This window comes from Nakamurella alba (assembly GCF_009707545.1).
Taxonomy (GTDB): Bacteria; Actinomycetota; Actinomycetes; order Mycobacteriales; family Nakamurellaceae; genus Nakamurella; species Nakamurella alba.
Window position 1 is genome coordinate 432929 of record NZ_WLYK01000006.1, and the last position, 24378, is coordinate 457306.

The 24378-nt window shown below is 71.9% G+C and carries 23 protein-coding genes; 13 read left to right on the forward strand and 10 right to left on the reverse strand.

What is annotated here, in order from left to right; all coding sequences use genetic code 11:
* Positions 1-14: 14 nt before the first annotated feature.
* From speD to GIS00_RS17180, 5 genes are all read right to left on the reverse strand, one after another.
* Positions 15-425, reverse strand: coding sequence for an adenosylmethionine decarboxylase (gene speD, locus GIS00_RS17160; RefSeq protein ID WP_154769629.1), 411 nt, complete (start codon positions 423-425; stop codon positions 15-17).
* Between the two features lie 65 nt (positions 426-490).
* On the reverse strand, positions 491-1687 hold the full coding sequence (locus GIS00_RS17165; RefSeq protein WP_154769630.1) for an ATP-grasp domain-containing protein: 1197 nt from the start codon (positions 1685-1687) through the stop codon (positions 491-493).
* A complete protein-coding gene (locus tag GIS00_RS17170; RefSeq protein ID WP_196073328.1) occupies positions 1674-2954 on the reverse strand; it encodes an MFS transporter in 1281 nt (426 codons plus the stop codon). Before GIS00_RS17170 ends, GIS00_RS17165 begins: the two co-directional genes overlap by 14 nt.
* Entirely contained in the window at positions 2954-4465 is a 1512-nt protein-coding gene (locus GIS00_RS17175) for a coproporphyrinogen-III oxidase family protein (RefSeq protein ID WP_154769632.1), read from the reverse strand. Before GIS00_RS17175 ends, GIS00_RS17170 begins: the two co-directional genes overlap by 1 nt.
* Positions 4462-5841, reverse strand: coding sequence for an ATP-grasp domain-containing protein (locus GIS00_RS17180; RefSeq protein ID WP_154769633.1), 1380 nt, complete (start codon positions 5839-5841; stop codon positions 4462-4464). Before GIS00_RS17180 ends, GIS00_RS17175 begins: the two co-directional genes overlap by 4 nt.
* Before the next feature lie 297 nt (positions 5842-6138).
* Between GIS00_RS17180 and GIS00_RS17185 the strand changes: the two genes are divergently transcribed.
* Positions 6139-6297 (forward strand): hypothetical protein, encoded by a 159-nt coding sequence (locus GIS00_RS17185; RefSeq protein ID WP_154769634.1) that lies wholly within the window; start codon positions 6139-6141, stop codon positions 6295-6297.
* 37 nt (positions 6298-6334) lie between these two features.
* Here GIS00_RS17185 and GIS00_RS17190 read toward each other — a convergent pair whose 3' ends face one another.
* Together GIS00_RS17190 and GIS00_RS17195 are read right to left on the reverse strand one after the other, a co-directional pair.
* Positions 6335-7177 (reverse strand): NAD(P)H-binding protein, encoded by an 843-nt coding sequence (locus GIS00_RS17190; protein ID WP_154769635.1) that lies wholly within the window; start codon positions 7175-7177, stop codon positions 6335-6337.
* A gap of 5 nt (positions 7178-7182) precedes the next feature.
* Positions 7183-7638 (reverse strand): YdeI/OmpD-associated family protein, encoded by a 456-nt coding sequence (locus tag GIS00_RS17195; RefSeq protein WP_154769636.1) that lies wholly within the window; start codon positions 7636-7638, stop codon positions 7183-7185.
* Positions 7639-7739: 101 nt separating this feature from the next.
* On the opposite strand from GIS00_RS17195, the gene GIS00_RS17200 reads away from it, so the two are divergent.
* From GIS00_RS17200 to GIS00_RS17210, 3 genes are all read left to right on the forward strand, one after another.
* Positions 7740-8987 carry a cytochrome P450 gene (locus GIS00_RS17200; protein ID WP_154769637.1) on the forward strand — a complete coding sequence of 416 codons (1248 nt, stop codon included), beginning with the start codon at positions 7740-7742 and terminating at the stop codon, positions 8985-8987.
* Positions 8988-9100: 113 nt separating this feature from the next.
* A complete protein-coding gene (locus GIS00_RS17205) occupies positions 9101-10600 on the forward strand; it encodes an amino acid permease (protein WP_154769638.1) in 1500 nt (499 codons plus the stop codon).
* A 25-nt stretch (positions 10601-10625) separates the two neighbouring features.
* A complete protein-coding gene (locus GIS00_RS17210) occupies positions 10626-11762 on the forward strand; it encodes an epoxide hydrolase family protein (RefSeq protein WP_154769639.1) in 1137 nt (378 codons plus the stop codon).
* A gap of 18 nt (positions 11763-11780) precedes the next feature.
* Here GIS00_RS17210 and pruA read toward each other — a convergent pair whose 3' ends face one another.
* Complete coding sequence (gene pruA / locus GIS00_RS17215; protein ID WP_154769640.1) at positions 11781-13406, reverse strand: L-glutamate gamma-semialdehyde dehydrogenase; 1626 nt, start codon at positions 13404-13406, stop codon at positions 11781-11783.
* A gap of 94 nt (positions 13407-13500) precedes the next feature.
* Positions 13501-14439: a proline dehydrogenase family protein gene (locus GIS00_RS17220; protein WP_322098066.1), complete on the reverse strand. Its 939-nt coding sequence runs from the start codon at positions 14437-14439 to the stop codon at positions 13501-13503.
* 244 nt (positions 14440-14683) lie between these two features.
* On the opposite strand from GIS00_RS17220, the gene GIS00_RS17225 reads away from it, so the two are divergent.
* The 3 genes from GIS00_RS17225 to GIS00_RS17235 all read left to right on the forward strand — a co-directional run bounded on the left by GIS00_RS17225 (position 14684) and on the right by GIS00_RS17235 (position 17983).
* Complete coding sequence (locus tag GIS00_RS17225) at positions 14684-15286, forward strand: TetR/AcrR family transcriptional regulator (RefSeq protein ID WP_154769642.1); 603 nt, start codon at positions 14684-14686, stop codon at positions 15284-15286.
* Positions 15287-15320: 34 nt separating this feature from the next.
* Positions 15321-16703, forward strand: coding sequence for an MFS transporter (locus tag GIS00_RS17230; protein ID WP_154769643.1), 1383 nt, complete (start codon positions 15321-15323; stop codon positions 16701-16703).
* A 515-nt stretch (positions 16704-17218) separates the two neighbouring features.
* The gene (locus GIS00_RS17235) at positions 17219-17983 is read left to right on the forward strand and encodes an SDR family NAD(P)-dependent oxidoreductase (RefSeq protein ID WP_154769644.1); all 765 of its coding nucleotides are present in this window, start codon (positions 17219-17221) and stop codon (positions 17981-17983) included.
* Between the two features lie 10 nt (positions 17984-17993).
* On the opposite strand, the gene GIS00_RS17240 is transcribed toward GIS00_RS17235, so the two are convergent.
* Positions 17994-19637, reverse strand: a complete 1644-nt coding sequence (locus GIS00_RS17240) for a TM0106 family RecB-like putative nuclease (RefSeq protein WP_322098067.1) — start codon at positions 19635-19637, stop codon at positions 17994-17996.
* A gap of 96 nt (positions 19638-19733) precedes the next feature.
* On the opposite strand from GIS00_RS17240, the gene GIS00_RS17245 reads away from it, so the two are divergent.
* The 6 genes from GIS00_RS17245 (at position 19734) to GIS00_RS17270 (ending at position 24362) form a co-directional block, all read left to right on the forward strand.
* Positions 19734-20336 carry a DUF6474 family protein gene (locus GIS00_RS17245; protein WP_154769645.1) on the forward strand — a complete coding sequence of 201 codons (603 nt, stop codon included), beginning with the start codon at positions 19734-19736 and terminating at the stop codon, positions 20334-20336.
* Between the two features lie 67 nt (positions 20337-20403).
* A complete protein-coding gene (locus tag GIS00_RS17250) occupies positions 20404-20934 on the forward strand; it encodes a hypothetical protein (RefSeq protein WP_154769646.1) in 531 nt (176 codons plus the stop codon).
* 84 nt (positions 20935-21018) lie between these two features.
* Entirely contained in the window at positions 21019-21801 is a 783-nt protein-coding gene (locus GIS00_RS17255; protein WP_230313691.1) for a YcnI family copper-binding membrane protein, read from the forward strand.
* A complete protein-coding gene (locus tag GIS00_RS17260) occupies positions 21798-22520 on the forward strand; it encodes a copper resistance CopC family protein (protein ID WP_154769647.1) in 723 nt (240 codons plus the stop codon). The genes GIS00_RS17255 and GIS00_RS17260 overlap by 4 nt, the downstream gene beginning before the upstream one ends.
* Before the next feature lie 103 nt (positions 22521-22623).
* Positions 22624-23856, forward strand: a complete 1233-nt coding sequence (locus GIS00_RS17265) for an MFS transporter (protein WP_154769648.1) — start codon at positions 22624-22626, stop codon at positions 23854-23856.
* Positions 23856-24362 carry a PaaI family thioesterase gene (locus tag GIS00_RS17270; RefSeq protein WP_154769649.1) on the forward strand — a complete coding sequence of 169 codons (507 nt, stop codon included), beginning with the start codon at positions 23856-23858 and terminating at the stop codon, positions 24360-24362. The genes GIS00_RS17265 and GIS00_RS17270 overlap by 1 nt, the downstream gene beginning before the upstream one ends.
* Positions 24363-24378 lie beyond the last annotated feature (16 nt).

Genomic DNA, 24378 nt, shown 5'->3' on the forward strand with positions numbered 1-24378 from the left:
TGGTGGGCCCGCGGTCAGCGGGCGGCGGCCAGCACCGGCGCCTCGACCGGCCGGATCGCGTGGCGGGGGCGTGCGGTGCCGCGGTGCACGGTGCTGGTGCGGTGGTCGCACCGGCCGAGCGCGGCCAGCAGCTCGTCGAGAATCAGTTCCGGGCGGCAGGTCTCACCGCAGGTGAAGGCGTCCAGGAAGAGCGCGTTGCTCTCCGGGTAGGTGTGCACCGAGACGTGCGACTCGCTGAGCAGGTAGATCGCGGTCATCCCGGCCGGTTCGAACTCCTTGACCTGCATGCCGCACAGGGTGGCGCCGGAGGTGCGGATCCCACGGGCGATGGCACCCAGGATCAGGTCGTGGTCGGCGACCACGTCGTCCGGGATCCCGCTGATGTCGCTGAGCACGTGTGTACCGCCGAAGGCGAACAGTCCCATGATGGCTTCTCTCCCGTGTGTGTGTGGTCGTCTGTGGGGTCGTGCGGGTGGGGTCGTGTGAGGGGTCAGACCCAGGTGGTGATGCGGTCGGCGAGGGCGGTGCAGGAACGCAGGTTCTCCCGGACGGTCGCGGCGGTGGGGCCGTCGACGACGAAACCGAGCAGTTCGTCGGTACTGGCGGTGGCGCCGCGGAAGTCGCGTGGCACCTCGGTCCGGATGCAGAAGTCGCGGACGTATCCGGGCAGGTCCGGGGTGTCGATGGCGGTGAGGGTGCCGATCCGCGGTGGCACCAGCAGGAACCCGACGCTGCCGGCCGCGGGCACGGTCGGGATGTCCGCGGGCAGACCGGCCTGGAGCCGGTACCAGACCTGCACCGGGTTGACCCCCAGTCGGTAGGTCAGCGACTCCATGATGTGACCGCCGCCGAGCCGGCAGGCGATCTCGCAGAACACCAGGGATCCGTCCGGGCGCCGGAACACCTCGAGGTGGAACGGCCCGGCATCGGTGGCCGGCAGCGCGCCGACCACCGCGTGGGCGAAGTCCACCAGCTGCCGGCACACCGGGTCGGCGGCATCCAGCTGGACACTGCCGAGCGGCGTGCTGTCCTGGAACGACAGGCAGGTGCCCAGGTATTCCGACGGCAGCGCCAGCACCACCTCGCCACCGCACATGAAACCGTCGACGTGGTGCAGGGTCCCGTCGACGAACTGCTCGACCAGGGTGTCGTCCGGGTCGCGGCCGGCGGTCTCGGCGAGCAGGTGGCCGATCCCGGTGACCACCTCGATCCCGCGCGAGCCGTAGCTGCGTCGCGGCTTGACCACCCACGGTCCGGGCACCCGGGAGGCGAAGTCCCGCAGGTGATCCGGGTCGATGTCCCCGGTGTGCCGTGGTACCTCGACCGCCCGGCCTGCCGCCGCCTTCATCACCAGTTTGTCGATGAAGGCGGTGGCCGCGACGGTGTGCATCCCGGGCAGGCCGAACTCCTCCCGCACCGCGGCGACCCGCAGCACGTCGTCCTCGGTGCCGGAGACGATCCGCGACACCCCGCCGTCCCGGCACAGCCTTCGCAGCACCTCGACCGTCTCGTTCGATCCGTAGTCGGCGACGGCGATCACCTCACCCATGGCCCCGCGGTAGCCGTCCGCCGCTTCCGCGGAGGTGACGAGCACGACGTCGTCGGCGATCTCGGTCAACCAGCTGCCGAGCGGGGTGACGGCGGCCGGGATCCGGTGCGCGATCACCACGCGCTCACGCCGGGACACCGGACACCTCCTCCACCCGGTCAGCCGCAGGGTCGCCGGCACCGCGATCCGCGCCGCCCGGTTCCTGTTCGGGTGCCTGCCGGCGGAGCAGCAGGAACGGCACCGCGACACCGATGGCCAGCGCCATCACCAGGTAGTAGACCGGCGGGACCCCGGTGCCGGTGGTGCCGATCAGCGCGCCACCGGCCAGTGGGCCGGCGAAGAACCCGACGTACCGGAGTTCGGCGAGACCGAAGTAGGCGCCCTTGTTCTCGGGGGTGGCCAGGTCGTGCACGGCCATGTCCGGCAGCGGCAGCAGCAGTCCCTCGCCGACGGTCCAGACCGCCACCCCGACGTACAGCCAGACCGGGGAGACGTCCATCAGCGCGAAGCAGCCGAAGGCCAGGGCGAAGGCCGCTGCGCCGGTGAACACGAGTGCCCGGTGGCCCAGCCGGGCGGACAGCTTGTCGGCGAGCGGCTGGAAACACAGTGCCAGCACCGCATTCGCGATGAGCAGGCCGGCGAACAGCGATGCCGTCCGGTCGCCGAAGGTGCTCTGCATGGCGAGCGGCACCATGGACTCCAGCTGGGAGAACACGAAGAACACCACGGCACCGGCCGCCACCGCGGCGAGCAGCCGGCGGTCGGTCACCGCCCGCCGCAGGGCACCGCCGCCGGGCAGCCCGGCGGCCGGGTCCCGGGTGAGCGTGTCCGGGAAGTCACCCCGTGAGGTGGCCATCAGTACCAGGTAGCCGGCGAAGAAGGCGGCCGGCACCAGGAAGAACGCCGCCGGGCCGACGTGGTAGAGCGCGGCACCGATCAGCGGCCCGGCGATCGCCCCGACACACAGGATCATGTACCGCAGCCGGAACACCCGGGCGTCCCCGGAGACCGTGGACATCAGGTTCTTGGTGGCCGGTTCGACCAGCAGCCGGGCCACCCCGAGCAGGGCGAAGAGCGTGATCAGCAGCCAGGTCTCGCGGGCCACGGCGAAGGCCCCGAAGGTCAGCACGTTGAGCACCAGGCCCAGCTGCAGGGTGCGCAGGGCGCCGATCCGGTCGGCCAGCAGGCCGCCGAACACCCCGCCGATGGCGCCGATCAGCGAGACGCTGCCGACGACCGCGCCGATGGCCGCCGCGCCGAGATCGGTGACCGCCGCGAGGTACAGCGTGCCGAAGGGCATCACGGCGAAGAACGCGACCGAGCTGAGCAGCGCGCCGCCGGAGAGCAGACGGGCCGGCCGGGTGGCCGGCAGCAGCGACCGCAGCCCCGATTCCGGTGCCGTCATCACACGGCTCCCTGCAACACCCGGGCGGGCGGCCGGGCCGCGCTGCCGCATCCGGTCCCGCAGGCGGGTGCGCCGGCGGTGCCGCCACCGCCGATCGGCGTGAGCGGCAGCGTGCGCCGGTCGCCGTCGGTGATGCCCCGGGTGCGGTCCTTGAGCTCGACGAACTCGTCGAGGATCCGCTGGTCGTCCGCCGGGGACAGGTAGTACATCATGTCGACGTACCAGATCCAGCCGAGTTCGGTGACGCGGTACTCCTTCTCGTCCTCCTCGAGCAGTCCCTCGTCGACCAGTCGACCCAGCTTGTCGACCATCTCCGCCGGGATGTGCTCCCACGGGATCAGCGACTTCTCGACGAACCCGAAGTACGGCAGCCGCAGCACCAGCCCGCGGGCCCAGGGCAGGTCGTCGGCGACGCTCACGTTGATCCGGAAGTCGTCCTCCTCCAGCAGCCGCTTCGTGTAGCTGACCCGGTTCTCGTCGTTCATCACGGTGAACCGGTCGACCTGGGAGATCGCGCTGGAGCCGAAGCCGATCAGGTCGAGATCGTGGTAGGCCCAGCAGTACTCGTTGTAGATGTTGGTGTAGGCGCGGGAGATGAACTGCGGCTCGCGGACGTGCCCCTCCGGCAGCCGCAGGAAGCCGTGGCCGTTGTGCTGCTGCCAGCCGGAGGCGCGCAGGTACTGGTTGAGGTAGATGGTCATCGCCATCTTGTGCGTGAAGCTCAGCGGCTGCAGGCCTTTCGCCGCGTAGCCGTGGTGCAGCGGTGCCTGGGTGACGATGTTGGTGATCGGGTAGAGCTCCATCGTGCCGGTGCCGAGCGCCATCGCCTGCTCGATGTCCGAGGAGAACTGCTCGAAGCTCTGCCCGTGCATCCCGTAGATCATGTCCAGGCTGGTCCACTCGAAGTACCGGGAGAACATCTCGACCGCGGCGTAGGTCTGTTCCACCGAGGCGGTGATGTTGAACAGCCGGCGGTAGGTCGGGTCGAACGACTGGCAGCCGAAACGCACCTTGTTGACTCCGATGTCGCGCATCGCCGCGCACTTCTCCTCGGTGACGCTTTTCACCTCCACCTCGAAGCAGAACTCGCGCAGTTGGCTCATGTCGAAGTGGGTGTGGATCGCCTGGCCGATCCGGCGGATCTGGCCGGCCGTCAGGATGCTCGGGCTGCCGCCGCCGAAGAAGATCGCGGTGATCGGCAGTGCGGTGACCGATGCGTGCCGGGCCTTGATCGCAACCTCCTTGACCAGGGCCTGCACGTAGGCCTCGACCGCCTCGTCACCGGTGTGCCCGATGCCGCGGTTGAGCGTGCAGAAGGTGCAGATGGTGTCGCAGAACGGGATGTGGAAGTACAGCGAACGCCCACGGACGTAGGCGGTGTCGACCGAGGTGAACAGCTCGCCGTGGGTGACCGTGTCCAGGTCCTGGCCCTTCATCGGGTAGAGCCAGTTGTACAGCGGGAGCTGGCTGTCGAACTTCAGCAGGGACTTGCCGGGGACGAGGTTGATCATGAGATCTCCACCTTCAGGGTGCCGCGGACGCGGTCGAGGACGTCGGTGAGGGTGTGGCGGTCGGGGGCGGACAGCAGGACGGTGGCGACGACGCTGTCCAGCCCGGTGGTGAGCGGGACCTGTTGTCCCACCTCGTATCCGAGCAGGACCTGCGCCACTCCGGGGATCGCCAGCACGTCGTCGATCCCGTGTACGGCGGTGAGCAGGCCGGGGCGGTCGTCGTTGCCGATGCAGCAGACGGCCGGTCGGGCGTCGAAGGTGACGGGCCGGGTGAACGCCGCCAGCGCGCCACGGCCGGCGGTGCCGTCGGCGCACAGCGCCTGGATGGTCGCCTCGAACGGGCGGAGACCCGCGTGCGCGGCCCAGACGTCCGTCATGTGCGCGCCGGGCAGCCGGCTGGCCGTCTCGATCAGTACCGGACCCGCGGCGCCGAGCTTGATCTCGGTGTGGCTGGGCCCGGTGCGCACACCGAAGGCGTCGATCACCGTGCGTGCGAAGGCCCAGCCGGCCGCGGCGGCCGGGTCGTCCGGATCCAGCTGCACGACATCCCAGTAGGGCTGGTCGTAGTCGGCACCGTCGGGCCGGCGGTACTCCCAGACGTCGACCAGCTGGTGCACCCCGTCGACGGTGAAGACGTTGACCGCGAGCTCGCGGCCGCGGACGTACTCCTCGACCAGGTACCGCAGCACCGGGGCGCCGAACAGGTCGGTCCCGGTGAGGGCGGCCACCGCACGGTCGGCCGCGGCGGCGTCCGGCAGCAGGGTGACACCGGCCGATCCGGCCCCGGTCGGCGGCTTGAGGATCGCCGGGTAACCGAGAGCGTCGGCGGCGGAGCGGATCCCGGCCGCGTGGGTGACCTGGTGGCGGGGCACCCGGATGCCGGATCCGACGGCGCGGCGCCGCATCTCGGTCTTGTCGCGGCGGGCGCGTGCGGTGGCCGGCAGGTTCCCGGGCAACCCGAGCCGGGCCGCCAGCCGGTCGGCGAAATCGACCGAGGGCTCGGTGGCGGGCACCACCGCGACCACGTCGGACGGCAGGGAGCGGGCCGCCCGCGGGACGTCCCGGGTGTGCAGGTTGAGCACGGCACCGCGGGTGTACTCCGGATCGATCGCCCGCAGCACCTCCCGGGGCATCGTGTAGATCGCGACCACCCGGTACCCGCGCTCCCGGGCGGCCCGCTTGAACCCGGCACCGGTGTGCAGCGGGTCCACCAGCACCACCGTGCCGCGGTCGCGGCGCTGGGCCGGCACCGCGGTGCGGGTGCAGGCGACGGCGCGCGGACCTCGGGGCGGCACCGAGGTGCTGCCTGCTGTCGCCGCGCGGGCAGTTGTTGCATGGGCAGTTGCCCGGTCTGTCGTCGTGTCTGGACGTGTCATGTCGGTCGTCCTCCTCTCGGGGACCACCTGACCAGCGGCGTCCGGCGCCGGACAAGGTCGTCGCCGCAGGATGGCCGGTTCCGGACACGACCTGCCGGGAACGTTCCCGGAGCGGGGCCGAACCGGCTCTACTGGTCGTGCAGCACCGAGCACCACCCATCACCCACGGCCGATCGCCGGCCACCGATCACGCCGGGTTCCTCGGCACCGCCTGCCGCAGCCCCGGACCCTCCCCAACCCCGCAACCCCCGCCGTTCCCCCACCGCCGCTCCACTCCACGACGCGAAGGAAACGATCATGATGCGCACCATCCGCCGGCACCTGCAGCGCCTCGCCACCGCGGCCGTCACCCTCGGCGCCGCCGCCACGGTCGCCCTGTCCGCCGCACCCGCCGCCGCCGGCACCACCGCCGGCCCCGACCCCTACGCCCCGACCTGTGGCCTGTGTTGGATGTGACCAGCTGGATGTGACCGGCCGGAGGTGACCGGCTGGATCAGACCGGCCGGCGGAACTCCGCCGCGTGCCGGGCCACCCAGCCGGCGAAGGTCGCGGGCGGCCGCCCCAGCACCCGCCCGACGTCCGGCTGCACGGTGGTCTCGTCGGCCAGGCCGCCGCGGAAGATCCCGAAGAAGGCGTCCACGTACTCGGCCGGCATGTCCCGGCCCATCTCGGTCCGGGCCTGCTCGTCGTCCCAGCCCTCGAACCGCAGGGACCGGCCGATGCCCTCGCCGAGGATCCGTACCTGCTCGGCCGGGGTGAGCGCCGCCGGGCCGCTGAGCCGGTAGGTCCGGGCGGCGTGGACGGACGGATCCGCGAAGGCCGCCGCGGCCACCGCCCCGATGTCGTCGGGATCGACCACGGCCACCGGTATGTCGCCGAACTGGCCGCGCACCACGTCGCCGTCGCGCAGCTGCGGCAGCCAGCGCAGCGCGTTGGCCATGAACGAGTTGGGCCGCAGGATCGTCCACGGGTGCCCGGACGCCCGCACCGCCTCCTCGGAGCCCAGGTGGTAGCCGGCCACCGGGTTGGAGCGGGCGCGCTCCGGGTCCAGCGCGACGGAACTCGACGACAACAGCACCACCGGGGCGTCGGCCGGCAGTGAGTCCAGCAGGCCGGCCTCGGCCGGGTAGCCGCTCAGCAGGTAGGCACCGGTGGCGTCGCGCGCGGCGCTGCGCAGCCCGTCCGGATCGTTGACGTCAGCCACCACACCGCGCACGCCGGACGGCCACTCCTGCGCCCGCCGGCTCACCGCCAGCACCTCGATCCCCTGCGCGCGCAGGGCGCCGGTGACCGCGGCACCGGTGTTCCCGGTCGCGCCCATCACCAGCACGGGCATGTCGGCTACCGGGCGATCCCGCGGGACAGCTTGTCCACCGCGGCGGCGATCCGGCGCTGCCGGGTCTCCGCGGTCTTCGCACCCTCGACGGCCAGGGTGTGCACGCGCTTGCCGCTGAACGAGAGCCCGTCGAAGAACGCCTGCGCCGCCGGGTCCGCGGCGAGCGCGGCGGCCAGGTCCTCCGGGATCTCCAACTCGCGCGGCGCCTCGTCCAGCTCCACCGTCAGGTCGACCTCGTCACCGGCCTGCACGCCCGCGGCGGTCCGGTGCTCGGCGGACAACGGGATCATGAACGCGCCACCCATCGAGGCCACGCTGCTGCGGTAGCTGTAGCCGCCGTTGACGGTGACGACCACCTTGAAACGTTTGCCGGTCCCGAGCTCGGCCACCGAGGCCGGCGGGATCTCGAACCCGGTCGCCTTCTTCCCCTCGGCCTGCACGACGGCGGTGCGGATCTGCATGGCGGCACTCTATGACGCAGATGATCACCGGAGAAGGGCCCGGCGTGGCGCCGGTCACTCCGTCGGAGCAGTCGCCACGGCGCGTGACATGGCACTGTCGAATGGTGAGCGAGAACAGCCAGGTACCGGAGACCGACGAGGACGCCGCGATGGCCGCGCAGGCGGCGGCCATGGCGGAGGCGTTCATGCCGCTGCAGCGGGACGGTTTCGATCCGATCCCGGCGCTCGGGCAGACCCGGGAGACCCAGCCGGTGCGCAAGCTGCAGTTCCCGTTCGGCATCAGCGCGTGGCTGGTCACCGGCTACGCCGAGGCCCGGAAGGTGCTCGGCGACCCGGCCGCCTTCAGCAACGACTTCGCCCGGCTCACCGAGACCACCGGTGGTATCGCCTCCGCCGAACAGGACCCGGGCGGCCTCGGCTTCGCCGACCCGCCGTTCCACACCCGGATGCGCAAGGCACTGACGCCGGAGTTCACCATGCGCCGGCTGCAGCGGCTGGTGCCGCGGATCGAGGAGATCGTCGACCAACGGCTCGACGCCCTGCAGCAGGCCGGCCCGGGAGCCGACTTCGTCGAGCAGGTGGCGATGCCGGTGCCGTCGCTGGTCATCTGCGAGCTGCTGGACGTGCCGTTCCCGGACCGCGAGGACTTCGGCCGGCTGACCGGTTCCCGGTTCGACATCTTCGGCGGCGTCGGCACCGGCCTGGACGCGATCAGCGACTCGCTGGAGTACATGGGCGAACTGGTCGCGCAGCAGCGGGCGGACCCCGGCGAGGGCCTGCTCGGCATGCTGATCCGCGAGCACGGCGACGACCTCACGGACCGCGAGCTGGCCGGTCTGGCCGACGGGCTGCTGGTCGGCGGCCACGAGACCACCGCCAGCATGCTGGCGCTGGGCACCCTGGTGCTGATGCAGGCGGAACCGGAGGTGCGCGCCTCGCTGGACGACGAGGCGGCCACCCGGAAGATCGTCGAGGAGCTGCTGCGTTATCTGACCGTGGTGCAGATGGCGTTCCCGCGGTTCGCCAAGGAGGACATGGAGGTCGGCGGGGTGCCGATCGCCGCCGGCGAGATGCTGCTGGTCTCGCTCACCGCCAACGACCGCGACCCGGCGCTGGGACCGGACCTGGAGCGCTTCGTCGCCGACCGGGAACCGGTGTCGCACTTCGCCTTCGGCCACGGGATCCACCGCTGCGTGGGCGCCGAGCTGGCCCGGATGGAGCTGCGCATCGCCTACCCGAGGCTGTTCGCCCGCCTGCCCGACCTGCAGCCGGCGGTGCCGGCCGGCCAGATCGCCTTCCGCGACTACTCCGTGGTGCACGGCGTGGAGGCGCTGCCCGTCACCTGGTGACCCGGTTGTCCGGACGCGTCATCGGAATGTCACACAGCGTGCCGCTCCGGTGACGTGGGTAGCAGTATGTTCCCTCTCGCGCACGAGACACGTGCTGTCGCGAAGGGGGACCCATGACCGTCGACCGGGACGCGTACGACAACTCGGCGCTGGCCCACGAGGACGAGGGCTACCACAAGGGCCTCAAGCCCCGGCAGCTGCAGATGATCGCCATCGGCGGCGCGATCGGCACCGGCCTGTTCCTCGGCGCCGGCGGCCGGTTGGCCAGCGCCGGCCCGGGTCTGTTCATCATCTACGCGATCTGCGGCGTCTTCGTCTTCTTCATCCTGCGCGCGCTCGGCGAGCTGGTGCTGCACCGCCCGTCGTCGGGGTCGTTCGTCTCCTACGCCCGTGAGTTCCTCGGCGAGAAGGCCGCCTTCGTCGCCGGCTGGATGTACTTCCTGAACTGGGCGATGACCTCGATCGTCGACGTCACGGCGATCGCCACCTACATGCACTACTGGAACGCCTTCGGCGGGATCCCGCAGTGGTTGATCGCGCTCATCGCGCTGGCCATCGTGCTGGCGATGAACCTGATCTCGGTGAAGCTGTTCGGCGAGCTGGAGTTCTGGGCGGCGATGGTCAAGGTGATCGCGCTGGTCGCCTTCCTGGTGGTGGGCACCGTGTTCCTCGCCGGCCGCTTCGAGATCGACGGCGAACCAACCGGTTTCGGTATGCTCTCGGACAGCGGCGGGCTCTTCCCGACCGGCGCGTTGCCGCTGGTGCTGGTCACCTCCGGCGTGGTGTTCGCCTACGCGGCCGTCGAACTCGTCGGCACCGCCGCCGGGGAGACGGAGAACCCGGCCAAGATCATGCCGCGGGCCATCAACTCGGTGATCTTCCGGATCGCGATCTTCTACGTCGGGTCGCTGGTGCTGCTGGCCCTGCTGCTGCCCTACACCACCTACCAGGCGAGCGAGAGTCCCTTCGTCACGTTCTTCTCGCACATCGGGTTCGGCGGCGGCGGCACCCTGATGAACATCGTGGTGCTCACCGCCGCGCTGTCCTCGCTGAACGCCGGCCTGTACTCGACCGGCCGGATCCTGCGCTCGATGGCGATGAACGGCAGCGCACCGCGGTTCACCGGGAAGATGAGCCGGAACGGGGTGCCGTTCGGCGGCATCCTGCTGACCGGCTGCATCACCCTGCTCGGCGTCGGCCTGAACGCGCTCAATCCGGGCGAGGCGTTCGAGATCGTGCTCAACATGTCGGCTCTCGGCATCATCGCCTCCTGGGCCACCATCGTGGTGTGCCAGCTGCAGCTGTACCGCTGGTGGCAGAAGGGCATCCTGCACCGGCCGGCCTTCCGGATGCCCGGCGCGCCCTGGACCGGGTACGCGACGCTGGCCTTCCTGCTGCTGGTGCTGGTGCTGATGGGCTTCGACGCACCGATCGGCACCTGGACGGTGAGCACCCTGGTCGTGATCATCCCGGCGTTGATCGGCGGCTGGTACCTGGCCCGCAAACGGGTGATGGCGGTGGCGCAGGAGCGGATGGCGATCACCGGCGAGTATCCGGTCATCGCTGCCCGCCCGCTGGCCGACGAGGCGAGCGGAAAGCTGGACGAGCAGTGACAGGTCCCGGACGATACCTGTTGCGATGACGCCGTTCCGGGTACGGATCGAGGCCGCCGACGTCGACGACCTGCGGGACCGGTTGCGCCGGACCCGCTGGCCGGACGCCGAGACCGACCCGTCCCAGGGTGTGCCGCTCGCCGAACTGGTGGACCTCTGCGGGTACTGGGCACAGCAGTACGACCCGTGGCGGATCGAGCGGCGGCTCAACATCTTCCCGCAGGAGTTGCTCGACATCGGCGGTACTCGTCTGCATGTCGTGCACGCCCGGTCCGCCGACCCGGCCGCGGTACCGCTGCTGCTCACCCACGGCTGGCCCGGGTCGGTGCTCGAGTTCCTCGACGTCATCGGGCCGCTCACCGCACCGGATCACGGCCGGGCGTTCCATGTGATCTGCCCGTCGCTGCCCGGCTACGGGTTCAGCCCGCCGCCGCGCGAGACCGGCTGGGGCATCGAGCGGATCGCGGATGCCTGGGCGGAGCTGATGTCGGCGCTGGGGTACGAGCGGTTCCTCGCCTCCGGCGGCGACTGGGGCACCAGCATCACCACCGAGCTGGCGCTCCGACATCCCGCCCGGCTGCTGGGGATCCACCTGACGCCGCCACTGGTGGCCGCCGGTGATCCGCCGTGGACAGCGGGCGAGCAGGAGGCGGTGCGACTGCTGGAGGCGGCCGTCGACGACGGCGCCGGGTACACCGAGCAGCAGCGCACCCGGCCGCAGACCCTGGGCTACGCCCTCACCGACTCTCCGGCCGGCCAGCTCGCCTGGATCCTGGAGCGGTTCCGGTCGTGGGTGGACACCGCCGGCACCGGCGATCTGTGGTCGGTGCTGACCAGGGACCAGGTACTGGACGACGTGACCCTGTACTGGCTCACCCGCACCGCCGCCTCGTCGGCACGGTTGTACTGGGAGAGCATCGGCACTGTGCAGCAACGCCTCTCGAGCCCGCCTGGACCGGCCGACCTGGTGCGGGTGCCGACGGCGTGCTCGGTGTTCCGCGACGTGCCCCGGCCGTCCCGTCGCTGGGCGGAGCGCCGCTTCCCGGACATCCGGTACTTCTCGGAGCCGGTGCGCGGCGGTCACTTCGCGGCGATGGAACAGCCGGGGATCTTCGTCGACGAGGTGCGCGCCGGGTTCGACGCCATCCTCGGGCCGCCGTAGCGGTCGGCCAGGTGCGGTTCAGCCCTGGTGCGGGTAGCCCACCGAGATCGGTGCCACGAAGGTCTCCTTGATGGACCGCGGCGAGGTCCAGCGCAGCAGGTTGACCGCGGCACCGGCCTTGTCGTTGGTGCCGGAGGCCCGGCCACCGCCGAACGGCTGCTGCCCGACGACCGCGCCGGTCGGCTTGTCGTTGATGTAGAAGTTACCCGCGGTGAACCGCAGCCCCTCCGACGCCTTCGCCACCGCATAGCGGTCACGGGCGATGATGGAGCCGGTCAGCGCGTACGGCGAGGCGGTGTCGACCTCGGTGAGCACCGCATCGAACGCGTTGTCCTGGTAGACGTGGATCGACAGCACCGGCCCGAAGTACTCGTTGCAGAAGATCTCGTCACGGGGATCGGTGCCCTGCAGCAGGGTGGGCCGGACGAAGTACCCGGTCGAGTCGTCGTAGGTGCCGCCGGCCAGCACGTCGATCCCGTCGGTGGCGTGCGCCCGGTCGATCGCCGCCTTCAACCGGGCGAAGGAGCGGTCGTCGATGACGGCCGAGGTGAAGTTCGAGAAATCCTCCACCGAACCGACCTTCAGCGCCTCGGTCTCGGCGATCAGGTCGTCCTTCAGCGCCGGCCAGAGCGAGGCCGGGATGTAGGCGCGGGAGGCGGCCGAGCACTTCTGGCCGGAGTACTCGAAGGCGCCGCGGACGAGAGCGGTGCGCAACACATCGATGTCGGCCGAGGAGTGGGCGAGCACGAAGTCCTTGCCGCCGGTCTCGCCGATCAGCCGCGGGTAGGAGCGGTAGTTCGCGATGTTCGCGCCGACCGATGCCCACAGGCTCTGGAACACCTTGGTGGACCCGGTGAAGTGGATACCGGCGAGATCCTTGTGGGCGAGCAGCACCTCGGAGATCTCGGCTCCCCAACCGGGCAGCATGTTGATGACACCAGCCGGCATCCCGGCCTCGGTCAGCAGGTCCATCAGCAGCGACGCGGCGAGCTGCTGGGTGGTCGACGGCTTCCAGACGACGACGTTGCCCATCAGCGCCGGCGCGGTCGGCAGGTTGCCGGCGATGGCGGTGAAGTTGAACGGGGTGATCGCGTAGACGAAGCCCTCCAGCGGGCGGTGGTCGGTGCGGTTCCAGATGCCGGGCGAGTTCGCGATCGGCTGGCCGGCCAGGATCTCGCGAGCGAAATGCACGTTGTAGCGCCAGAAGTCGGCCAGCTCGCAGGCCGAGTCGATCTCCGCCTGGGTGGCCGTCTTGGCCTGGCCGAGCATCGTTGCGGCGTTGATCCGGGCGCGCCAGGGGCCGGTCAGCAGATCGGCGGCACGGAGCAGGATCGAGGCGCGGTCGTCGAAGGACAGCGAGCGCCAGGCCGGGGCCGCGGCCAGCGCCGCGTCGACCGCGGCCTGCGCGTCGGACTGCACCGAGTTGGCCGAGGTGCCGAGCACCCGGGCATGGTCGAACGGGGCCACCACCCGGAACGGATCACCTGCGGGCAGCCGCTTGTCGCCGCCGATCACCGCGGGCAGCTCCAGCACGGAGTCGAACGAGGCCAATGCGGCCTGCAGCTCCGCCCGCTCCTTGCTGCCGGGGGCGTAGGTCAGCACGGTCTCGTTGACCGGGGCCGGCGGGGTGGTGATCGCGTCCATCGGTGACATCTCCTGGCGTTCGGTGGTGCTGGAGTCTGTGGTGCTGGGGGCTGGTGGATCTCGTGGCTGTCGGTGGCTCGTCCGGCGTGCTCGCCTAGTTCCGGGAGACCATGGCCCGCAGGAAGAACAGCAGGTTCGCCGGGCGCTCGGCGAGCCGGCGGGTGAAGTAGCCGTACCAGTCGGTGCCGTAGGGCACGTAGACCCGGACGGTGCGGCCGAGCGCGGCCAACCGGTGCTGCTCGTCGGCGCGGATGCCGTAGAGCATCTGGTGCTCCCAGGTGTCGGGGGCGCGGCTGGCGTCCTCGGCGAGCTGCGCGGCGATGGCCACCATCCGCGGGTCGTGCGAGGCGATCATCGGGTAGCCCTCTCCCGCCATCAGGATCTTCATCCCGCGGACGTAGGCCAGGTCGACCTCGGCCGGGTCCTTGTGCGCCACCTCGGCCGGCTCGTCGTAGGCACCCTTGACCAGCCGCACCCGGGATCCCGGGCCGGCGAGGGTCTTCAGGTCGTCCTCGCTGCGGAACAACATGGCCTGCACGGCGACCGCGACGTCCGGGTGGGAGCGCCGGAGGTCGGCCAGGATCGCCAGGGTGGAGTCGACCGTGGTGTGGTCCTCCATGTCCAGGTTCAGCCGGGCGCCGACCGCGTACGCGGCGTCGGCGATGGTCCGCGCCGAGGCGAGGGCGTAGTCGTGGCCGCCGTCGCGGAGCGACTGGCCGACTGCGGAGAGCTTGACCGACAGCTCGGTGCCGGCTGCGACGTTCGCCACGACCAGCGCGTCGATCAGCTCCAGGTAGGCGGCGACGGTGGCGTCGGCCTGCGCCTTCTCCTCCGTGTACTCGCCGAGGTGGTCGAGGGTGACCTGCAGCCCCTGCTCGCGCAGCCGGACCACGGCGTCGATGACGTCGACGGTGTGCTCGCCGGCCACGAACCGGTCCACCACCGCGCGGGTCGGCGGCAGGGTGGTGATCACCGAGCGGACCGTGTCGCTGCCGGACAGCGCCAGGATCGGCTTGCGGAGGAGGAAGGCCACGGCGGGCAACCCTTCTGGGAGGCGGAGTGACATCGGAGCGGGTGGCGGCGTACGGCTATTATCGTACAACTGCCCGATTAAGCATCTGAGTGCGAGCGTAGCACCCGGACCAGCCGCCGTCACGGGGTCAGTTCCAGCGCGAGCAGGCGATCCGTGCCACAATCGGACAACTGACCGACTGGACTGGATGAACGACTGAGCTGCAGGAACCACCGAGCAGCAGGGACAACCGGAGGTGGGGCGGATGGCCGGGGGGCCGCGGCGCCTGCCGCCCGAGGTACGGCGCCGGATGCTGCTGGAGGCGGCGCGCTCGGTGATCGCCGAGCGCGGGCTGCACGCCACCACGGTGCGCGACGTGGCCGCCGCCGGAGAGGTCGCCGTGGGCACGGTCACCTACCACTTCGCCGGGATCGAGGAGGTGCTCGCCGGGGTGCTGGAGCTCGAGACCGAGAGCTTCTCCGATCCGGTGTACCAGCGCGCCGAGCAGGCCGCCACCGGCCGGGAGGGCGTGGCCGAGCTGATCGACGGGTTGCTTGGCTCCGATGCCGCGAGCCGCGCGCACTGGCAGCTGTGGCTGGACTTCTGGGCGATGGCCGCGCACCGGCCCACCTACAGCGCCTGGCAGTCGCAGATCTACCGGGACCTGCACGCGCTGGCCGGCCGGCTGCTGGCCCGGGCGGACGCGGACGGTTCGCTGCGGGTCGCCGACCCGCAGTCCGCGGCGGTCGAGTTCATCGCGCTGATGGACGGTCTGGTGGTCCAGGCCTACCTGCCGGACGCTGCGCTCTCCCCGTCCCGGGCCCGGCGGATCCTGCACGGCTACGTGGACAGCGCACTGACCGGCTGACAAGTTTGTTAGGCAGACTCACTAGTCTGTGGGGGTGAGCGCGGAGACGAAGGGTTTCGGGGCCCGGTTCGCCGTCCCGCTGCTGCTGGGCTCCGTGCTGAACCCGATCAACACCACGATGATCGCGGTGGCCCTTGTGCCGATCGGCCGCGACCTGGGCCTGCCCACCGCCACGGTGATCTGGCTGGTCACCGGCCTGTACCTGGCCAGCGCGGTGGCGCAGCCGGTGCTCGGCAACCTCGCCGACCTGCTCGGGCCACGGCGGATCTTCTTCCTCGGCACCGCGCTGGTCGCGGTGTCGGGCGTGCTGCCCGAGTTGGTGCCGGGGTTCACCGGGGCCCTGCTGGCCCGGATCGGCATCGGCATCGGCACCTCCGCCGCCTACCCCGCGGCGCTGACCATGATCCGCGACCAGGCGCTGCGGCTGGGCCGGCCTGCGCCGCAGACCCTGGTGTCCGGGCTGTCCATCGCCGCCCTGTCCAGCACGGCGGTGGGTCCGGTGCTCGGCGGCGTGCTGATCGCCGCGTTCGACTGGCGGGCGACGTTCCTGGTCAACGTCCCGCTGGCGCTGACCGCCCTGGTGCTCGGGATCCTGTGGCTGCCGTCCGACCGCACCCGGCCCGCGCGGTCCGCCGAAGCCGCGGCCCGGCCGGGGTGGGTCGAGCTGCTGGATCCCGTCGGCACCCTGTTGTTCGCCGCGACGATCACCGGGCTGCTGCTGTTCCTGCACGACCTGCGGCCCTCGGGCTGGTGGTTGGCGGTGCTGACCCTGGTGGCGGGTGCGGCACTGGTGCGGTGGGAACTCTCCCGCCGGCGTCCCTTCCTGGACCTCCGGATGCTGGGTGGCAACGGGGTGCTGGTGCGCACGTTCCTGCGGATGTTCGTCACCTACCTGGCGCCCTACACCGTGCTCTACGGGCTCTCCCAGTGGTTGCAGGAGGAGGCCGGCTACTCCAGCGGCGGGGCCGGGCTGATCCAACTGCCGAACGCGATCCTGGCCGGGATCGGCTCGATCCTGATCGCCAGGGTGATCCCGACCCGCTGGCCGCTGATCGTCGCCGGGTCGCTGCTGACCGCCGGGGCGGCGCTGATGCTGCTGCTCGACCCGGGCAGCGGTACCTGGTTGCTGGTGCTGGTGTCCGGTGTGGCCGGGCTCGGGCAGGGCTTCGCGTCGGTGGCGAACCAGACCGTGCTCTACCGCTCCGCGCCCGACTCCGCCATCGGCGCCGCCGCCGGCCTGTCCCGCACCGGCGTCTACCTCTCCGCCATCGTCTCCGCCGCCGTCATCGGCCTGGTCTACGGCGACCGCGCCACCACCGGCGGTCTGCACGTCCTCGCCCTCTTCGTCCTCGTCGCCGCCGCGGTGGCCCTGCTGATGGCCGTCTTCGACCGGGCGTTGCCGCGGGAGAGCCGCTGAGGGCGGGGTGGTGGGGGTCTCGTGGCGGTTCTCGAGCCCTGACTGCGGTGGGTCGAGGGTCGGGTTCACTGATTGCCCTGACCAGCGGGAAGGATCTGCGGCGGACCGGTTCTCGAGCCGGGTGGCGGTGATCCCGTCAGAAGTGCAGATCCGGGACCGAAACCATGGCCCACCGACGGAAAAGGTCCCGGATTCGGGAGGACCTGCGGTCAGCCGGTTCCCGAGCCGGGCGGGGGTCGATCGGTGGTCCGGACCGGCAGTGCCACATCCGGGACCGAAACCATCGCCCACCGACGGAAAAGGTCCCCGATCCGGGAGGGCACGACGTTCCAGCGGGAACGTCGCGGCCCGTCCCACTATCGCTCCGAGGCCACGAAAGGAATCCGCGCCGGCCCGGGGGTGAGGGTGACCACAGGTGGCGGGGGACCGTGGGCAGCGGCCCGGCGGCACCCCATGATGAGGACGGCACCGCGCGCGTGCCGATCCACCGCGAACGACTTCAGGAGTCTCCACAGATGCAGCTCTCCGGCTCTTCCGCCATCGTCACCGGCGCGGCCTCCGGCCTCGGCGCCGCCACCGCCGCCGCCCTGGTCGCTCAGGGTGTGACCGTCATCGGTATCGACCTCGGTGTCGGTTGGGAGCGCGCGGGCGCGCCGGGCGAGGGCATCGTCCCGGTGTCCGGTGACGTCCGCGAGCCGGCCGACGTGGAGGCGGCGGTGACCAAGGCGGTCGAGTCCGGCAAGCCGCTGCGCCTCGCGGTCAACTGCGCCGGCGTGGCCACCCCGGGCCGCATCCTGTCCCGCAAGGGCGTGCACGAGCTCGAGCAGTTCTCCCGGGTGATCGGGATCAACCTGATCGGCACCTTCAACGTGCTGCGCCTCGCCGCCGAGGCGATGGCCGCCACCGAGCCGGTCGACGAGCAGGGCCAGCGCGGGCTGATCGTCAACACCGCCTCCGTCGCGGCGTTCGACGGCCAGATCGGGCAGATCGCCTACTCCGCGTCCAAGGGCGGCGTGGCCGCCATGACCCTCCCGGCCGCGCGCGACCTGGCGCAGTCGGGGATCCGGGTGATGACGATCGCCCCGGGCATCCTGGACACCCCGATGATGGCCTCGATCACCGAGGAGTTCCGCAAGGGCCTGCAGGCCACCGTGCCGTTCCCGGCCCGCTTCGGCCGGCCGGACGAGTACGCCGCGCTGGTGCTCTCCCTCGCCGCCCAGGACTACCTGAACGGCGAGGTCATCCGGCTCGACGGCTCGCTGCGGATGGCCCCCCGCTAAAAACCCCTGCTCAGAACACCCGGGCGTCCAGCTCGGCCGCTGTCGGCACGGTGCCGCTGCGGTGGGTCATCCACTCGCGCAGCGCCAGCGTCGCGCGGACGTCGTCCTCGTTGTAGCGGAGCACCCGCTCGGCGGAGGCGACGTCCGGCGCGGCGCCGTCGAAGCCGACGGCCGTCCGGTACCAGGCCATCGAGTTCTCCCCGCCGGGCTCCGCGTCCCGCCAGTGGAACCCGGCGAGCGGCGCCAGCGACTTCAGCTTCATGGACCCGGGCACGATGAACTGGTCGCGGATCTGCTGGTACATGTCCACCCACTGCGGCCCGGAGCAGAACGCCTCGATCGCGGCGGTGCCCGGCATGCCCGGCACCTGGGGATACCGCACCGGGGTGGACCGCAGCCAGCGCTCCTCGGCCCAGCGGGAGTAGCAGTAGGCGGCGAAGGTCAGCCCGTGCTCGGCGGCCAGCCGGCGCAATTCGGTCAGGTACCCCCAGAAGTCGGCGAAGGCCCGACCCTCGTCGGCATCGGGCATCGGCCGCCAGGACGCGAACGGGCGGTACCCGGCGGTGAGTCCGAGCCGGGTGACGGCCGGTCCGGTGAGGAACGTGCCCCACAGGTACGCGCCGTCGTCCAGGTAGGACTCCATGTCGACGTCGAGCTCGAGATCCGCCCTGGGCACGGTGATCCGGCCGTGCCGGCGGACCACCGGTGCCCCCACCAACCAGGCCCGGGCCCGGGTCCGCGCCGTCGCCGGGTCGATCCCGGTCAGCGGCAGCTCGGCCACCTCGTCCGCGGGCATCCGGGCCAGCTGGTCGACCGTCCGCACCCCGGCGCCGAGCAGCACCTCGGTGTCGCCCCCCGCCGAGACCAGCGAGATGTCGTGTCCCGCTTCGAGTTCCACCGAGCACACCGGCCACCACGGGCAGCGGCGGCACTCGCCGATCCGGGTCGGCCGGGCCAGCACCTGACCGGCCCGCGCCGCCGTGGCGACCGCAAGCCGGTCCGCGAACCGCCGGTCGTACTCCGGCAGCAGCACCGAGAGGTCGTGCCACAGCACGTTCTCCGCGTCGTCGTGCGCCGCACCCGGCTCCCCGGCGTCGGCGTGACCGCGGCCGATCACCCCGCCCAGCGCGGTGTCGGACGCGAGGCCCTGCTCGCCCAGCAACCGGTAGAGGTGCGCCAGCGCGAGGACGTCGGACTGGTGCGGCCTCGGCTTGCGGCCGTCGGCGACCGTGCGCCGCAGCGGTTCGGCCGGCGACGACAGCACGGCACCGGCACCCTGGTCGGTGGTGCGGTGGCTGCGCACGATCACCGGCACGTAGCCGTCGCCGAGCCACACCACCATCTCCGGGTCACCGACCCGGTGCTCGGAGGCCAGCGGCAGCCCGAGCACCACCGGTGGTCGCCCGCCGGCGTCGAGCACGTCCCACGCCGAGGCTCCCTCCGGCGCACCGGGGAAGGCGACGGCGAGTTCCTGCACCACCCGGTCGCGGTGCGCGTCCATGTCGGCGATGCGGTGCCGGGCGCCGTCGTCCGCCGCCAGCCGGCGCTCCCGGGGGGCCTGCGGATCGTTGTCGAGATGCACACGACGCCGGCACCGGCCGGCCGCCGACGGCGCGAGCCGGACCGGCATCGGGGATCCGACGGGCACCTGCACGATCCCCACCCTAGGAGCCCGCACCGACAGGGGTGAGTGACCCCACTAGGGTGGGAACCCACGGTGCAGGATTCCGCCCACGACGAAGGAGAACCCGTGGTGTTCGGCAGGAAGAAGAGCGCCGGCGGCGGTGCCGACAAGGCCGCGAAGAAGGCTGCCAAGGCTGCGAAGAAGGCCGACAAGAAGGCGCTGAAGGCCGGGAAGACCGCCGATCGCAAGGCCCTCGAGGCCACCAAACGGGCCGAGGCCAAGGCTGCCAAGGGCGGGCTGATCGGCACCCTCACCGACCCGAAGACCGCACGTCGGGCCGTCGCTGCGGCGAAGATCGCCGGTCCGGCACTCGCCCCGCTGGCGCTCAAGGCATCCACCGGCGCCCGCGGGTTCCTGGACCAGCGCCGGGCGGCGAAGCTGGGCGTCGGCATCAGCGAGGTGGCCGAGTTCCGCGGGCCGACCGGACCGGTGTCCGCGCGGATCGTCGGCCTGGAGCGGTCGATCGAGGACCTGCGCAACCGCCGGTCCCGCGACCTGCAGGTGACCCGCTTCGTCCAGGTCGCCCGGGAGCGGCTGGCCGACCTGTCCACCGCGGTCCGGGCCTCCGGGTCCATGCCGCCCGGACGCCGCCGCGCCACTCTGCACGCCGTCGGCAAGGAACTCGGTCAGATCGAGGCCGACCTGATGACCTTCCTCGTCGCCGCCTGACCGCACGCAGGTCCGGCCGGCCCGGAGCAGATCCGGCACGGGATCCCGGGCACTAAGCTCGACAGCTGTGGAACGCGCGCGACAGAGCCCCTGGCGGGTGCCGCGCGCCGTCGTCTTCGCCGGGTCGTCGGCGCTGCTGGCCACGGCCGGTCACCAGGCCGCCGGCGGCGGCCTGCCCGATCCCGCGGTCACCGTGGTGGTCGGCGCCGCGCTGGTCCCGATGGCCGTCGGTCTCGCCGATCGCCGACGCTCCGCGCTGTCGGTGACCGGCGCCCTGCTCGCCGCCCAGGTGCTGTTCCACCTGCTCTTCTCCGCCTCCGCGCACCACGGGTCCGGCGACGGGTGGCCCAGCGGCCGGATGGTCGTCTTCCACCTGCTCGCCGCCCTGCTGACCGGCCTGGTGCTGACCGCCGCCGACCGGGCAGCCGGCCGGGTCGGCCGGCGCCGGCTGGTGCTGTCCGCCGGGGTCGCCGCCGGCCCGATCGCCATCCTGTCCTGGTTCGTCCGCACCACCGCGGTGCCCGGCCCGGCACTGGCCCGACTCGTCTCCGGTCCCGCAGTCCGGCGCGGACCGCCACGGGTGTCGCTCCTCCCCTGACCGGTGGCCTCCTGACGGCCGCCGGTGTGTCCGCGCCCGCGCCCCGACGGTGCCGCGCGTTCCTGACGTCCTGAAGGAAACACCTTGTCACTCCCCTTGCCAGCAACACCTTTTCAACCCCGGAAGCCGGGCATCGCCCGCCGCGCCGGAGTGCTCACCCTGCTCACCGGTCTCGGCCTGCTGATCGGCGCCGGCGCGGCCTCCGCGCACGTCACCGTGAACCCCGGCACCGCCACCGCCGGCAGCTACTCGAAGCTCACCTTCCGGGTGCCCAACGAGTCGGCCACCGCATCGACGGTCCAGGTGACCGTCGACTTCCCCACCGACCATCCGTTCGCCTCCGTCTCGGTCAAGAAGGAGCCGGGCTGGACGGCGACCGTCACCCGGTCGACCCTGGACACTCCGGTGACCCAGGGGAACACCACCATCACCGAGGCCGTCACCTCGATCACCTGGAAAGCCGATGCCGACGGGCAGATCTCGCTCGGTGAGTTCGCAGAGTTCGACGTCTCCGTCGGCCCGGTGCCGGACGTGGAGTCGATCTCGTTCCCCGCGGCCCAGACCTACTCGGACGGCACCGTCGTCGACTGGGACGAGCCGACCCCGGCGAGCGGTGAGGAGCCGGAGCACCCGGCACCCACCCTGACCGTCGTGCAGGCCGACGGCGACGGCGACGCCGGGCATTCCCACGGCGCAGACACCTCCACCGCCCCGGCCACCGACAGCACGGCCACCGTGTCCGCAGCAGCGGAGCACGGCGACACCGACTCGGCGGCCCGGGTGCTCGCCGTCATCGGCATCGTGGTCGGGGCCGGTGGGCTGCTCGTCGGTGCCATCGGCATCCGGCGCGGGCGGAGCGCCCGATGAGAGGGCGCCTGATCCGCATCCTGCTCACCGGGCTGCTCGCGACCGGAGCGTTGCTGTTCGCGGCCGGTCCGGCCTCCGCGCACGACGTGCTGACCGGCAGCGACCCCGCGGAGGGGGCGGTGCTCGATGCACCGCCGACCACCGTGTCCCTGACCTTCGACCAGGCCGTGCAGAACTTCGAGCCGGTCATCGCGCTGACCGGTCCGGACGGGAACCAGTACCAGACCGGCGCGGTGAGCGTCGACGGCAACGTGGTCAGCTCCGCGGCGACCGCCGGACCGGCCGGGGAGTACATCCTGGCCTACCGGATCGTCTCCGCCGACGGGCATCCGGTGACCGGCGAACTCCGCTTCACCGTCAGCGCCGCCGCGCCCACCAGCAGTTCCAGCACCTCGAGCAGCAGCAGTTCGCCGAGCACCCCGTCGAGCAGCACGACTGCGAGCAGCAGCACGACGGCAGCCACCACCGGCTCGTCGCCGGACAGCAGCACGACGGCAGCGACGACCAGCAGCCCGGACACCACGGTGTCGTCGCCGGCATCGTCCGCGACATCGGCCGCACCGGTCACCAGCGCGGTCACCCCCACCAGCGGCGAGGACGACTCCGGCCTGTCCGCCTGGATCTGGATCGGCCTGGCGGTGGCAGCGGTGCTGGTGGCCGGCGCCGCAGTGGTGCTGATCCGCAAGCCGTCCAAGGACACCCCCGGCCCCCAGGACTGACAACCGGCCACGCCGGCACCACAGCACCGCGCACACGGCCGGTGACGCTCGAGGAGATCCCCCGGGCGTCACCGGCGGTCGGCGTCGTGGGACCGTGCGGGGCGTGCCGGACGTCCCCGAGAGATCACCCGCCGGGGCCCGGCGCATCCCGCTGGGGCTGATGCTGGTCGCGGTCATCGCGCTGGCGCTGAACCTGCGGCTGTCGGTGAACTCGGTCGGCGCCGTGCTGCCGCTGATCCGGTCCGACCTGGGCCTGGACGGGTTGGCCGGCGGCGCGCTCAACGCCCTGCCGCCGGTGGTGTTCGCCTTCGCCGGCATCGTCACCCCGTGGGTCGCCGGCCGGATCGGCGCCCATCGGCTGGTGCTGGTGGCGATCGTGGCATCGCTCGCCGGTCAGCTGTTCCGGGTGCTGGTGCCGGGGGCGACCGCACTGTTCGCCGGCACCGGGGTGTCGCTGATCGGTCTCGCGGCCGGGAACGTGCTGATGCCCGGCCTGATCCGGCGGCACTTCCCGGAGCACATCACCACCGTCACCGCGGTGTACGTCACGACGCTCTCCCTCGGCGCCACCATCGGATCCGGCGTGACCATCCCGCTGCAGAACGGCCTGGGCGGCGACTGGCGGACCGGCCTGCTGGTGTGGGCGCTGGTCGCGGTCACCGCGCTGGTGCCGTGGCTGCTGGTCGTGCTGCGCAGCCGGGGCAGCGAACGCGCCGGTCGCGGCGCGGCGGTCCCGCTCCGGGCGCTGCTGCGCACCGGGCTGGGTTGGGCGATGGCCGGCTTCTTCGCCCTGCAGACCGTGCAGATCTACATCGCCCTCGGCTGGCTCGGCCAGGTGCTGCTGGACGCCGGGGTGCCGCCGGTGACGATGGGCGCGCTGCTGGCGATCCCGCCGGCGCTGAGCATCGCCCTGTCGCTGGCCGTTCCGCTGCTGCTGCGCACGCAGTCCCGGATCAGACCGGTGATGATGGTCTTCGGGATCTGTTACGCGGGAGGCTATCTCGGCATGTTACTGGCCCCGGCCGACGCCGCCTGGCTGTGGATGCTGCTGGTCGGCATCGGCGGCGGCACCTTCGCCCTCGGCCTGACCATGGTGCCGCTGCGGGCCCGCACCCCGGACGGCACCGTCGCGCTGTCCGCGTTCACCCAGTGCCTGGGCTACCTGCTCGGCGCGATCGGGCCGCTGGTGTTCGGCGCGCTGCACGACCTGACCGGGGACTGGACCGTCCCGCTGGTGGTGGCGATCGTGTCGCTGGTGCCGATGGTGCTGGTCGGCGTCCGGCTCACCCGGGACCGCGCGATCGAGGACGAGATACCCGGACCTAGCATGCAGTGATGAGCGACCAGCCTGCCGTCCCCGCCCGGTCCAAGACGGTGTCCTGGGCCGATCCCGCCGATCTCGCCCTGCGCGGGCGCGATCTCAGCGGCCTGGACTTCCTGCGCAGCATGATGGCCGGCGACATGCCGCCACCCCCGATCGCCCAGCTGATGGGCTTCACCGTGCAGCGGGTGGACCCGGGCGAGGTGGTGTTCGGCTGTCTGCCCGACGAGTCGGTCTACAACCCCATCGGTGTGGTGCACGGCGGGCTGGTCTGCACGCTGCTGGACACCGTCACCGCCTGCGCCGTGCACACCACGCTGGCGGCCGGGGTCGCCTACACCTCGCTCGAGATCAAGGTGAACTACCTGCGTCCGGTGCGGGCCGGCGCCGAACTCACCGCGCACGGCTGGGTCACCAAGCCGGGACGCCGGGCGGCCTTCGCCGAGGGCGATGTCCGGGACGCGGCCGGCACGGTGCTGGCCACCGCCAGCTCCACCTGCCTGGTGATGGGCCCGGCCTGAAAGCACACGCAGGACG